At 73.0% G+C, this 12,985-nt stretch carries 8 protein-coding genes; 4 read left to right on the top strand and 4 right to left on the bottom strand.

Annotated elements, in window-relative coordinates:
• Window positions 1-42 precede the first annotated feature (42 nt).
• Together ACIBSW_RS09030 and ACIBSW_RS09035 are read right to left on the bottom strand one after the other, a co-directional pair.
• Window positions 43-1,431: an OFA family MFS transporter gene (locus tag ACIBSW_RS09030; RefSeq protein WP_354729702.1), complete on the bottom strand. Its 1,389-nt coding sequence runs from the start codon at window positions 1,429-1,431 to the stop codon at window positions 43-45.
• A gap of 116 nt (window positions 1,432-1,547) precedes the next feature.
• Entirely contained in the window at window positions 1,548-4,103 is a 2,556-nt protein-coding gene (locus tag ACIBSW_RS09035; RefSeq protein WP_404799283.1) for a LamG-like jellyroll fold domain-containing protein, read from the bottom strand.
• 234 nt (window positions 4,104-4,337) lie between these two features.
• Here ACIBSW_RS09035 and ACIBSW_RS09040 point away from each other — a divergent pair, with 234 nt between their 5' ends.
• Entirely contained in the window at window positions 4,338-5,036 is a 699-nt protein-coding gene (locus ACIBSW_RS09040) for a copper homeostasis protein CutC (RefSeq protein ID WP_354730731.1), read from the top strand.
• On the opposite strand, the gene ACIBSW_RS09045 is transcribed toward ACIBSW_RS09040, so the two are convergent.
• On the bottom strand, window positions 5,023-6,390 hold the full coding sequence (locus ACIBSW_RS09045) for a UDP-glucose/GDP-mannose dehydrogenase family protein (RefSeq protein WP_354730730.1): 1,368 nt from the start codon (window positions 6,388-6,390) through the stop codon (window positions 5,023-5,025). The genes ACIBSW_RS09040 and ACIBSW_RS09045 overlap by 14 nt on opposite strands.
• Window positions 6,391-6,541: 151 nt before the next feature.
• Here ACIBSW_RS09045 and ACIBSW_RS09050 point away from each other — a divergent pair, with 151 nt between their 5' ends.
• Together ACIBSW_RS09050 and ACIBSW_RS09055 are read left to right on the top strand one after the other, a co-directional pair.
• Window positions 6,542-8,065: a sensor domain-containing diguanylate cyclase gene (locus tag ACIBSW_RS09050; RefSeq protein ID WP_354730728.1), complete on the top strand. Its 1,524-nt coding sequence runs from the start codon at window positions 6,542-6,544 to the stop codon at window positions 8,063-8,065.
• 11 nt (window positions 8,066-8,076) lie between these two features.
• The gene (locus ACIBSW_RS09055) at window positions 8,077-11,010 is read left to right on the top strand and encodes a glycine--tRNA ligase (protein ID WP_404799284.1); all 2,934 of its coding nucleotides are present in this window, start codon (window positions 8,077-8,079) and stop codon (window positions 11,008-11,010) included.
• A 4-nt stretch (window positions 11,011-11,014) separates the two neighbouring features.
• Here the strand turns inward: ACIBSW_RS09055 and ACIBSW_RS09060 are convergent, their stop codons facing one another.
• Window positions 11,015-11,632 (bottom strand): hypothetical protein, encoded by a 618-nt coding sequence (locus tag ACIBSW_RS09060; protein WP_354725598.1) that lies wholly within the window; start codon window positions 11,630-11,632, stop codon window positions 11,015-11,017.
• A 256-nt stretch (window positions 11,633-11,888) separates the two neighbouring features.
• On the opposite strand from ACIBSW_RS09060, the gene ACIBSW_RS09065 reads away from it, so the two are divergent.
• Window positions 11,889-12,983 (top strand): glycerophosphodiester phosphodiesterase, encoded by a 1,095-nt coding sequence (locus ACIBSW_RS09065; protein WP_354725600.1) that lies wholly within the window; start codon window positions 11,889-11,891, stop codon window positions 12,981-12,983.
• Window positions 12,984-12,985: the final 2 nt, after the last annotated feature.

A 12,985-nucleotide genomic window follows, 5' to 3' on the forward strand; every position in this document is an offset into this window, starting at 1 on the left:
CGACCAGCGCCCAGGACAGCACCAGCCGCACCGTCGAGGTCCTCATGCCACGGTCTCCTTCTCCTCGGCGGGCGTCTCGTGGAAGCTCTCCGGCACCGGGCGCACGAGCAGGTTGGCGACCAGGCCGACCGCGAGCAGGCCGACCATGGTGAACAGCGCCGGCCGGTACGCGGACGCGGTCAGCGTGCCCGGCTTGCCCTGCGCGTCCAGGAAGCCGTTGATGATCAGCGGGCCGGCCACGCCCGCGGCCGACCAGGCGGTCAGCAGCCGGCCGTGTATCGCGCCGACCTGGAACGTGCCGAACAGGTCACGCAGATAGGCCGGCACGGTCGCGAAGCCGCCGCCGTAGAACGACAGGATCAGGCCGGCGAGCAGGACGAACAGCCAGACTGCGGAGTGACCGACCGACGCGAGCAGGGCGTACAGGATCATGCCGCCGCCGAGATAGATCACGTACATGGGCTTGCGCCCGATCACGTCGGACGTGGACGACCAGGCGAACCGGCCGGCCATGTTGAACAGCGACAGCACCCCGACGAAGCCGGCCGCGGCGGAGACCGCGACCGTGGACACCCCGGCGTCGTCCCGGAAGAAGTCCTGGATCATCGGGCTGGCCTGTTCCAGGATCCCGATGCCCGCGGTCACGTTGCAGAAGAGCACGATCCAGAGCAGCCAGAACGACCTGGTCCGGATCGCGCCGCCCGCCGAGACGCTCGCCGTGGTGACCAGCGGCCGGGCCTCGACCGACGCCGGGTCGAAGCCCTCGGGCGCCCAGCCCTCGGGTGGCACGCGCACGGTGAACACGCCGAACATCATGATCACGAAGTAGCCGGCGCCCAGGGTCAGGAACAGCGCGACGAGCGCGCCGCCGGAGGCCACCGAGGTGGCGACGCTCGGGTCGTAGCCCGGGTCGTAGTAGGACAGCAGTTGCCGCGACAGCGGGCTGGCGATCAGCGCGCCGCCGCCGAAGCCCATGATGGCCAGGCCGGTGGCGAGGCCGGGCCGGTCCGGGAACCATTTGATCAGCGTGGAGACCGGCGAGATGTAGCCGATGCCGAGGCCGATGCCGCCGAGGACGCCGTAGCCGAGATAGACCAGCCACAGCTGCCCGGTGGCGATGCCCAGGGCGCTGACCACGAAGCCCGAGGCCCAGAAGCACGCCGAGACGAACATGGCCTTGCGCGGCCCGTTCGCCTCGACCCAGGTGCCGCCGAGCGCCGCCGACAGGCCGAGCATGACGATCGCGATGCTGAAGATGACGCCGATGGCGGTCTGGCCGACGTCGAAGTGCGCGATCAGCGAGTTCTTGTAGACGCTGGTCGCGTACACCTGGCCGATGCAGAGGTGAACGGAGAGCGCGGCCGGGGGGATCAGCCAGCGGCTGAAGCCGGGCGGGGCGACGGAGTGCTCGCGGTCGAGTGCGGACAGCATTGCGGCGCCTCCCGGACCTCGGCGAATTGATCGACGTTCATCATCGTCAACCCGCCTGATGGCCGCCGCAACACAGGGCGCGGCGGGCCCCGTTCGCACGGGACCCGCCTCGACCGCTACCGGCCCGACTCGTAGAGCTCCTTGATCTCGGTGGCGGACAGCGCCCGGTCGTAGAGGTGCACCTGGTCGATCGTGCCGTCGAGGTAGTCGACCGGGTTGCCGCCGTACCGGCCGCGGCCGATCACCGTGTTGCCGGTCGCCGCCGCCTGCGGCATGCAGGCGCCGGCCCGGCCGGCGGGCTCGCCGTCGACGTAGAGCCGCAGCTCGCCCCGCACACTGTCGCGCACCCCGGTCAGGTGGTACCAGCGGCCGACCTCCGGCCGCGCCGGGCCCAGCGCCCGCACGCCGGCGAAGCTCATCGCGAAGCGCTGGTCGGCGCCGGAGTACTGGAGGAAGAAGTCGCTGTTGGACGGGCCGTCCTGACTCACCGCCGTCTGGAACGCGCCGTCGACCTTGTCCAGCTTCACCCAGGCGGAGGCGGTGTAGTCCGAGGCCGTGTCCAGCACCGGCGCGCCGGCGTCGAGGAACTGGGTCGAGCCGTTGAGGTCGAGGCCCTGGCCCGACTTGCCGGCCACGTACGCCGGGCCGCCGACCGCGATGGCGTCGTGGTCGCCCGCGGCGTCCTCGGCCGTGCCGTCCAGCGGGTAGAACGCGACGCCGGCGAGCCCCGGCGTGCCCGGCGGCGGCTGCGGCAGGTTGTCCGCGGTGCCGTCGGCCTTCGCGATGATCTCCCGGTTGACCGCGCGGACCTGATCGAGGTCCATCTTGGCCACCTGCCGGTCGTAGGTCCAGAAGCCGTTGAGCTCGCCCTCGACGTCGGTGATCTGGGTGTAGATGGCCGCGCTGATGCCGCACGAGCGGGCCGAGGTGATGACGGCCTTCTGGTTCTCCACGTACTTGCGGGTCAGGGTCGCCGAGTCCGGCTCCATCTCGTACGCCTGGCCGTCGCCGAACCACATGTGGTTGGACGTCTTCAGGCCGAAGCCGCCGTGCTCGCCGTCGATCGACACCCGGTTCTCCTCCGGCGCCGGCGAGGCCGGGCCGAGGTACTGGTGGAAGTCGATCACATCGCCCCGGCCGGAGTCGCCGTGGGAGTTGCAGCAGTTCACCCCGCTGTGCGCGTTGACCAGCCGGGTCGGGTCCTGCGCCTTCACCGCGTCGGCGATGCGGCCGGTCGCGGCGCGGTCCCACTCGCCCCAGCCCTCGTTGAAGGGCACCCAGGCCACGATCGAGGTCCAGCTCTGGTGCTCGCGGACCATCTCGTGCAGCTCCGCCTCGAACTGGCCGCGCCACGGCTCGGGGATCGGCCCGGTGTTGGCGGCCGGCATGTCCTGCCAGACCAGCAGGCCAAGCCGGTCGGCCCAGTAGTACCAGCGGTCGGGCTCGACCTTGATGTGCTTGCGGACCGCGTTGAAGCCCATCTCCTTGTGCTGGCGCAGGTCGAACTTCAGCGCCGCGTCGGTCGGCGCGGTGTTCAGGCCGTCGGGCCAGAAGCCCTGGTCCAGGGTGGCCATGTTGAACAGGATCTTGCCGTTGAGCGCGATGCGCAGCTTGCCGTCGGCGCCCTTCTTCGTGCCGATCTCCCGCATGCCGAAGTACGACCGCACGGTGTCGACGGCCTTGCCGGCGCGCAGCAGCGTGACCTCGAGGTCGTACAGGAACGGCGAGTCCGGCGACCAGAGCTTCGCGTTCGGCACCGGCAGCCGCAGGTCCGCGTTCGCGGCGCCGGTGACCCGGCCGGCCACCCGGCCGTTCGCGCGCGCGACGGCGCTGACCGTGAGGCCGTCGCCGCCCGCCGCGTTCACCTTGAGTCTGAGGGCGGCGGCCGCCAGGTCCGGGGTGGTCACCAGCGACGAGACGCTGGACTCCGCGACCGGCTCCATCCAGACCGTGCGCCAGATGCCGGAGCTGCCCTGGTAGAAGATGCCGCGGTCGGAGGTCCGGCGCTGCTTGCCGATGGGCTGGCCGGTGGCGTCGGTGAGGTCCTCGGCCCAGACGATCAGCTCCTGCGGGCCCGCGGGGGTCAGCGCGTCCGTGACATCGATGTCGAAGCCGTCGTAGCCGCCCCGGTGGGTGGCGACCTGGGTGCCGTTGACCCACACCTTCGCGTCGTAGTCGACCGCGCCGAAGTGCAGCAGCAGCCGCTGGCCCCGGCCGACCTGCCAGCCGGCCGGCACGGTGAAGGCGCGGCGGTAGAACATCCGGTCCTCGCGGCGCTGGATGCCGGAGAGCGCGGACTCGATCGGGTACGGCACCAGCACCCGCTCGCCGAGCTCCCGGCCGACCGGCGGCGCCTCGCCGACGGCGGCCCTGGCGAACTCCCACACCCCGTTGAGGTTCTGCCAGCGGCCGCGGACCAGTTGGGGCCGGGGATACTCGGGCAGCGCGTTGCCGGGGCCGACCCGGTCGGTCCAGGGCGTCGCGACGGGCGCGATGCCCTTGCGCCAGGCCGGCGCGGCGGCCGGCGCCGCCGCGGAGACCAGCGCCGGCGCGGCGGCGGGGGTCGGTGCGGGTGACGGCGCGGCACCGGCGGCGCCCGCCGTGCCGACGGTGAGAGCCGTGACGGCGGCCACCGCGACGGCCCGCCGCCGGAACATCCAAGGTGCGGTCATGCGCGAAAGTCCTCTCGGTGGGAAAGAACGCGGGCAGCATCGACCGGCGCTCCAGCTTGGACGAGAATCGCCTGGAGCGCCTGCGGGAGACCACCCGGGAGCGAACACAGTCCAACAAGACTGCTCAGATCACGTCAAGGTTTCGAGCGAAGAACCTCGATGGTCCGACACTTTCCACCATGGACGCGCATGCGTTCGGGCAGCGCGCCCAGCGGGGTGTGCGACGATGCGGCGGTGCCAGAATCGATCTTGGAAGTCATCGCGCTGAACGCCGTCGATGCCCGCGCCGCGCAGGACGGCGGCGCCGACCGGGTCGAGCTGGTCGCCGACATGGGCCGGCAGGGCCTGACCCCGAGCCTCGCGACCTTCGCGTCGGTCCGGGCGGCGGTCGGCATCGGCGTCCGCGTCATGCTGCGCGCCGAGGACGGGTACGGGCTGAGCGACCCGGACGCCCTGGTCGACGCCGCGGCCGAGCTGCGCGCCGCCGGGGCCGACGAGTTCGTCCTGGGCTTCCTCGACGCGCGGGCCGCCGTCGACCTGGTGGCGGTCAAGGCCGTGCTGGCCGCGATCGAGGGCTGCCGGTGGACCTTCCACCGGGCCCTGGACCACGCCGCGGACCGCCCGGCCGCCCGGCGGGCCCTCGAACCTCTGCCCGGCCTGGACTTCGTGCTCACCGCGGGCGGCCCGGCGAGCGTCGCGGAGGGGCTGCCCGTGCTGGGCGCGGAGGCGGGCTCCCGGCCGCGGGTCCTGGCCGGCGGCGGGCTGCGCCACCACCACCTCGGCCCGCTGCTGGCCGCCGGGGTCGACGCGTTCCACACGGGCAGCGCGGTGCGCCCGCAGGGCGACTGGGACGCACCGGTGGACGCGGAGCTGGTCCGCGCGTGGCGCGCCGCCCTGACGGCCGGGCCGGCCGGGCGGATCAGCGGCCGGTGAGCGACAGGTAGCGGTAGCCGAGCTTGGCGAGGCGCGCGGGGTCGAGGCAGTGCCGGCCGTCCAGGATCACCGGCGTGCGCATCAGCGGGGCCAGCTTCGCCCAGTCCAGGTCCAGGTACTGGGCCCACTCGGTGACCAGCACCACCGCGTCGCTGTCGTCGAAGACGTCCTCGACGTCGTCGGCCAGGTGTTCCGCCAGGTCCGGCTGCTCGCGCCGCAGGCGCTCGGCGGCGACCGGGTCGTGCAGGCGCACCCGGGCGCCGCGGCCGATCAGCATGCGGGCGATGTCCAGCGCCGGCGCGTCGCGCATGTCGTCGGTCTCCGGCTTGAACGCGAGCCCGAGCAGGCCGATCCGGCGCCCCTTGAGGATGCGCAGCTCCCCCAGCAGCCGGTCGACCACCAGCCGGCGCTGCAGCCGGTTGACCTCGCGGGCGGCGGAGACGATGGGCATGTCGTGGTGGTACTCGGCGCTGGTGGCGATCAGGGCCGCGGTGTCCTTGCCGAAGCAGGAGCCGCCCCAGCCGATGCCGGGCTGCAGGAAGCGCGGCCCGATCCGGGTGTCCAGGCCGATGCCGCGGGTGACCTGGGAGATGTCGGCGCCGACCCGGCCGGCCAGCTGGCCGATCTCGTTCGCGAAGCTGATCTTCAGGGCCAGGAACGCGTTCGCGGCGTACTTGATCAGCTCGGCCGAGGCGAGGTCGGTGGAGACCATCGGCACGGCGCCGAGCCCGGCCGGCCGCGGCAGGTAGCTGGGCGGCGTGAACGTCTGGTTGAGGATGGTGCGGTAGAGGCGGTTGAGCACGTCGAGGCTGCGCGGGCTGTCCGAGCCGACGACGATCCGGTCCGGGTAGAGGGTGTCCTGGATCGCCGCGCCCTGGCGCAGGAACTCCGGGTTCGAGGCGACCGAGAACTCGCCGTCGCTGCGCCGCTCGTGGGTGCGCTCGAACGACTCGCGCAGGATCGAGTCGACCCAGTTGCTGCTGCCGATCGGCACCGTCGACTTGTTGACCACCACGGTGAACTCGCCGTCGATGTGACGTCCGACACTCTCCGCGGCCGAGCGCAGGTACGTCAGGTCCGGGTTGCCGTCGGGCAGCGACGGGGTCTGGACGGCGATGAAGACGACGTCCGCGCCGGGCACGGCCGCGCCGTAGTCGGTGGTGAAGGTCAGCCGCTCGGCCGCGTCGACCAGCAGCGCCTCCATGTGCGGCTCGTAAATCGGCGTCCGGCCGCCCGTGAGCAGGTCGACCTTCGCCTGGTCCAGGTCGACACAGGTGACGTCGTGGCCGAGAAAGGCCAGGCTGACACCGGTGGTGAGACCCACGTAACCAGTTCCGACCACACACACCCTCATGCCACGTTCCCTTCGTTCCGCCGGGCGGACGCCCCCGAATGCTGCACGGTAATCCGTCGAGTCCCGTGTCCCGCACCACCAACTTCCTCAGGCGCGTCGTGCCGCTGCCGATCACCCTGGCGTGACTCCTCCGGGCAATGAGGTGCTGACCATGAGTGCGACGGCGACCGAGCTGGCAACGATCGTTCTGGACGACCAGGCCCGGCTGCACCATGACCTCTGCGAGGCGATGACCAGGGACATCCCCTCGGTCGCACACATGCTCTCGATCGTGGCCAGCCGGCTCTCCGGTTCCTGCGGTATGCGCTCCGCGTCCGTTTTCGTCCTCGAGCCCGACGACGGCCGGCTGCTGCTGGAGGCCAAGTACGCCGACGCAGCGTCCGACGACGTCACCGTCGCGGGTCGCGTGTTCCGGGTCTCGGCGGCCGCGCCGCCGGTGCAGCACGGCGACCGGATGGCCATCCGGTTGCGGATCGGCGGACAGACGCTGGGCGTGCTCGTGCTCACCGGCACCGCCATGTCCGAGCTGCGGCCGAACGTGACCAGCATGATCGCCCTGCAGCTCGCCTCCACCCTGCAGGTTCTCGCCGCCGAGCGGCACCACCAGTACGTGACGCACGCCAACAGCACGATCCGCCGGCTCTTCGAGGAGGGCACGTCCGCGACCAGCGTCGAGGACGCCGGCCGGCTGCTGGCCAAGGCCACCGGCGAGGCGTTCCGGACCGAGCGGGCCGCCCTGCACCTGATCGGGCCCGACGGCCGGATCCGCTACGCCGCCGGCGTCGGCCTGACCGAGCAGATGACCGCCGAGATCGCCGGCAGCCTGGTCGGCAAGCTCGCCGCGGACTCGCCGGCCTGGCAGGCGATGCAGCTGCTCAACGGCCCGCTGCTGGTCGGCGACGTCACCCGCGCCGAGGTCCGGCCGGGCGGATTCGCCGAGACGCTGCAGCTGAGCTCGTTCATCGCGATTCCGCTGATGTCCGCCTCCGGCCCGGTCGGCGTGGTCATGTGCGGCGACTCCGGCACCACCCGGCACTGGACCGGCCGCGACCGCAGCCTGGCGCAGCAGGTGGCGATGGAGGGCACCCTGATCGTCGACAGCGCCCGGCTGCGCCAGTCCGAGCGGCAGCACGTCTCGGAGCTGACCCGGCAGGCGTACCACGACGGGCTGACCGGGCTGCCCAACCGCTCGCACCTGCTGGAGCGCGCGGAGCGGGAGGTCGATACCGCCCTCAAGAACTCCGGCACCCTCGGGCTGCTCCTGCTCGACCTGGACGGCTTCAAGCGGGTCAACGACACCGTCGGGCACCACGCCGGCGACGCCCTGCTGCACGAGGTCGGCCGCCGGCTGCAGGCCGAGGTGCGCGAGCACGACATCGTGGCCCGCCTCGGCGGCGACGAGTTCGCGGTCCTGCTGGCCGGCAACCCCGACCGGCGCGCCGCGACCGCGATCGCCGCGCGGATCCACGCGCGCCTGTCCGAGCCGTACGACATCGACGGCGGCGTGATCCGGGTGGGCGCGAGCATCGGCGTCGCGATGCTGCCGCCGGACGCGAACAACATGCCGGCCCTGATGCGGGGCGCGGACGCGGCCATGTACCTGGCGAAGCGCCAGGGCGGCGGGGTGCGTACCGCCTCCGCGTCGCCGGAGTCGGGCGAGGGCCTGCCTCACTAGACTTGGGCTCCATGCTCACCATGCAGGACGCGATCGGCCGGCTCACCGCGTACTGGACCGATCAGGGCTGCCTGGTCGTCCAGCCGATGAACACCGAGGTCGGCGCCGGGACCCTGAACCCGGCCACGTTCCTGCGCGTGCTCGGGCCGGAGCCGTGGCGGGTCGTCTACGTCGAACCGTCGGTGCGGCCGGACGACTCCCGCTACGGCGAGAACCCCAACCGCCTGCAGACACACACCCAGCTCCAGGTCATCCTCAAACCCGACCCCGGCAACCCCCAAGAGCTCTACCTCGGCAGCCTCACCGCCCTCGGCATCGACGTCACCGCCCACGACGTCCGCTTCGTCGAGGACAACTGGGCCTCCCCCGCCCTCGGCGCCTGGGGCCTGGGCTGGGAAGTCTGGCTCGACGGCCTCGAGATCACCCAGTTCACCTACTTCCAGCAGGCCGGCGGCCTCAACCTCGACCCACCCTCGGTCGAGATCACCTACGGCATCGAGCGCATCGTCATGGCGCTGCAGGGCGTCACCCACTTCAAGGAGATCGAGTACGCCGAGGGCGTCAGCTACGGCGAGGTCTTCGGCCAGTCCGAGTACGAGATGTCGCGGTACTACCTCGACGACGCCGACGTTCCCGCCAATCGGCGGCTGCTGGAGATCTACGCCGCAGAGGCACAACGACTCATCGACGCCGGCCTGCCCGTACCCGCACACACCTACGTCCTCAAATGCTCACAAGCCTTCAACGTCCTCGACTCCCGCGGCGCCGTCTCCACCGCCGACCGCGCCGCCGAGTTCGCCCGCATGCGCCGCCTCGCCGGCGACGTGGCCAGGCTCTGGCAGACCCGCCGCGAGGAACTCGGCCACCCGCTCGGCGTGGTCACCCCGCTCCCGCCGGCCGCCGCCGAGCAGGAGGCGCCGCTGGGCGACGAGCCGCGGACGCTGGTGTTCGAGATCGGCACCGAGGAGATGCCGCCCGCCGAGGCCCGCGCCGCCCGCGCGCAGGTGCTGCGCGAGCTGACCGAGCGGCTCGCCGGCACCCGGCTCGCGCACGGCGACATCCGCGTGCACGCCACCCCGCGACGCCTGATCGCCGTCGTCGCCGAGGTCGCCGCGCGCGAGGACGACCATGTCCGTACGGTGAAGGGCCCGAAGGCCGCGGCGCCGCAGCAGGCGGTCGCGGGCTTCGCGCGCTCGCAGGGCGTCGCCGTCGACTCGCTGCGGACGGCCGACTTCGGCGGCGTACCGCATCTGGTCGTGGAACGGCACGAGGCGGGACGCGCGGCACCCGCCGTGCTCGGCGAGGTGCTCGCGAAGGTCGCCGGCGGCCTGCGCTCGGCGAAGAACATGCGCTGGAGCGACCCGAACCTGTCCTTCACCCGGCCGATCCGCTGGCTGGTAGCACTTTGGGGCGACTGGACCGTGCCGTTCACCGTGTCGGCGCTGCGCGCCGGCCGGGACACCCGGGTGCTGCGCACGGCCGCCCGGCCGCGGATCAGCGTGGCGTCCGCGGAGACCTTCATGGAGACGCTGGCGATCAACGGCGTCGTCGCCGACGCCGAGGACCGCCGCGAGCTGATCGTGACCGGCGCGCAGGACCTGGTCTGGGACACCGGCCGGATCGACATCGCGGGCGAGAGCGCGCTGATCGAGACGATCACCTACCTGGTGGAGCAGCCGACGCCGCTGCTCGGCACGTTCGACGAGCGCTACCTGGAACTGCCGGCGGCCGTGCTCACCACGGTGATGCGCAAGCACCAGCGCTACCTGGCGGTCCGCGACGCGGACGGCGCCCTGCTGCCGCTGTTCGTCACGGTCGCGAACGGCCAGGTCGACGTCGAGCTGGTCCGGGCGGGCAACGAGGCGGTGCTGCGGGCCCGGTACGAGGACGCGGCGTTCTTCTACCGCGCGGACCGGCAGACCCCGCCGGCGGCGATGCGCGAGCGGCTGCGGCGGCTCACCTTCACCGACAAGCTCGGCTCGATGGCCGACCGCGCGGACCGGATCGCCGCGCTCGCCACGAGCCTGGTGTCCGACCCGTCGCCGACCCTGCTGCGGGCCGCCGAGCTGGTCAAGTTCGACCTCGGCGCCCAGCTGGTCACCGAGATGACCGGCCTGGCCGGGGTGATGGCCCGCGACTACGCGCTCCACGCCGGCGAGAGCCGGGCCGTGGCGCAGGCCGTCTACGAGGCCGAACTGCCCCGCCACGCCGGCGACGAGCTGCCGGCGGGCGAGCCGGGCGCGCTGCTGTCGCTCGCCGACCGGCTCGACCTGGTGGCCGGCCTGGCCGCGACGGTCGGCCTGCCGACCGGCAGCAGCGACCCCTTCGCCGTACGCCGGGCCGTGCTCGGCCTGATCGCCGTGCACCGGGCGCACCCGGCGCTGTCCGGCATCAGCCTCACCGCCGCGCTGGCGACCGCGGCCGCGGCGCAGCCGGTCGACGTGCCGGAACGGGTGCTGGCCGACGCGGGCGACTTCCTGGCCCGGCGCCTCGAGCAGGTGCTGGTCGAGGAGGGGCACCCGGTCGACCGGGTCCGCGCGGTGCTGCCGCACGCCGGCCGCCCGGCGTTCGCGGACCTGCTCCTGGCCCAGCTCGGCCGGCTCGTCGCGGAGCGTGAGTTCCTGGCGCTGGCCGAGGCGATCCAGCGCGCCCGCCGCATCGTCCCGGACGGCACGGCGGCGGCCTACGACCCGGCGCTGCTCAAGGAGCCGGCCGAGGTCACCCTGCACGAGGCCGTGCGGGCCGTGCGCGCCCAGCCGGCCCCGGCCGACCTGAGCGGCTTCACGGCGGTCGCGGGCCGCATCACCGGGCCGGTGCGCGCCTTCTTCGACGACGTGTTCGTGATGGCGGACGACCCGGCGGTGCGCGCCGCCCGGCTCGGCCTGCTGGCGTGCGTGCGCGACCTGGGCGCGGACCTGCTCGACTGGCCGCGGTTGCGGCTCTGACCCGCTACGCGGCGCGCGGCAGGCGTTCGGGGAGGGTCAGGGTGACCCGGTCGAGGTTCTCGGCGTCGACGGCGAACTGGGCGTGCAGCACGAAGCCGGCCAGCACCCACCGGTCCCACGGGCCGTAGTCGCCCAGGAAGCGGTCGCGGTAGGGCTCGCCCTGCTCGTCGGGGCGGCCCAGCATCGCCCACAGGTGCGCCCGGCGGGGCACGCTGCCGGCGCCGCCGGGTATCTCACCGGAGTACGACGTGAAGCCGTCGTCGCCGTGGAAGTGCAGGAAGACCGTGGTGACCACGCCGTGGGTATCGGCGGCGAGCTCGACGCCGGCGGCGCGGGCCAGGTAGGAGCGGGACAGCCCCGAGCCGGTGTCGGGGCCGGAGCGCGGGATGAGGCCGTACTCCCGGCAGACCTGCTGCACCCGCGCCTCGAGCACGGTCCGGCCGAGCAGCACCGTCAGGTCGGTGCGCCGGACCGGGCCGCTCTGGTCCGGTCTGGCCGGTGCGCGGCGGGCCGGCATCGCGTCGTAGAGCGGATCGTTGGAGCCGCCGTACGGTCCGGGCTTGGGCGCGTAACGGTCGTCGGGGCGGGGCGTTTGCTCGGTGCGACGCTCGAGAAATCCCATGATGACTCCACAAAGGCCTTTCACGGTGAGCGTTCGGACCACCACCCTAAGCCCACCCTCGATCGACCTCAAGGGATGAATGGTCCCGGTCTATCTCAACCCTTCCCCGGCGGCCGTCCCCCTACACGCGCCTTCGAATTCGATCAGCGGCGTTCGCCTGGCCGCCATGGCGACTTCGCCTCCGCGTCGAAGAGATCACCTGAACTCGGCCGCGGGAGTTCCGGCGACGGTCGCCGGCGGATCCCGTGGAGGAACCGTGGCAGACCGCCGAGAGGTGCTGCGCTTCGGCGCGCTGGCCGCCGGCGTACCGGCCGTGCTCGCGGGCGCCACGCCCGCGCACGCCACGCGCCGGCGGCATCCGCTGGTCCTGGGCCACCGGGGCGCCTCCGGCTACCGGCCCGAGCACACCCTCGCCTCGTACGAGCTGGCCGCCCGGCTCGGCGCCGACTTCATCGAGCCCGACCTGGTCGCCACGAAGGACCACGTCCTGGTCGCCCGGCACGAGCCGGAGATCGGCGGCACCACCGACGTCGCGTCGCGACCCGAGTTCGCGTCGCGCCGGCGCACCGTCGTGCTCGACGGCACGCCGGTGACCGGCTGGTTCACCCACGACTTCACCCTGGCCGAGCTGAGGACGCTGCGGGCGGTCGAGCGCATCCCGCTGGTGCGCCAGCGCAACACCCTCTACAACGGGCTGTTCCGGGTGCCGACCCTGCGGGAGGTCCTCGACCTGCGCAAGCGGCTGTCGAGGGAGCTGGACCGGGAGATCGGCGTCTACCCGGAGACCAAGCACCCGACCTACTTCCGCCGCCTCGGCCTGGACCTGGAGACGCCGCTGGTGCGGGCCCTGCGCGGCGCCGGCCTGGACCGGTCCAGCGCGCCGGTGTTCGTGCAGTCCTTCGAGGCGGGCAACCTGAAGAGCCTGCGCGAGGAGCACCGGCTGCGCGCGCCGCTGGTGTTCCTGGCCGGCGCGGCGGGCGGGCCCTTCGAGGACCCGACGAGCTACGCCGAGTACCTGACGCCGGCCGGGCTGCGGCGGCTGTCCGGCTTCGCCGACGGCATCGGCCCGGAGAAGGGCCTGGTCATCCCCCGCCGGGCGGACGGAACCCTGGGCACGCCGAGCACGCTGGTCGCCGACGCGCACGCGGCCGGGCTCAAGGTCATGCCGTACACGTTCCGGGCGGAGAACCAGTTCCTGCCGGCCGACTACCGCGTCGGCACCGACCCGAACGCGTACGGCCGGGCCATCGACGAGCAGGTCGTGTTCCTGCGGGCCGGGGTGGACGGGCTCTTCACCGACCAGGCCGACATCGGCGCGCTCGCCCGCGGCACGGCCTTCGCGCACGCGTAGGG

The organism is Actinoplanes sp. NPDC049668 (genome assembly GCF_044465445.1).
Classification (GTDB): domain Bacteria; phylum Actinomycetota; class Actinomycetes; order Mycobacteriales; family Micromonosporaceae; genus Actinoplanes.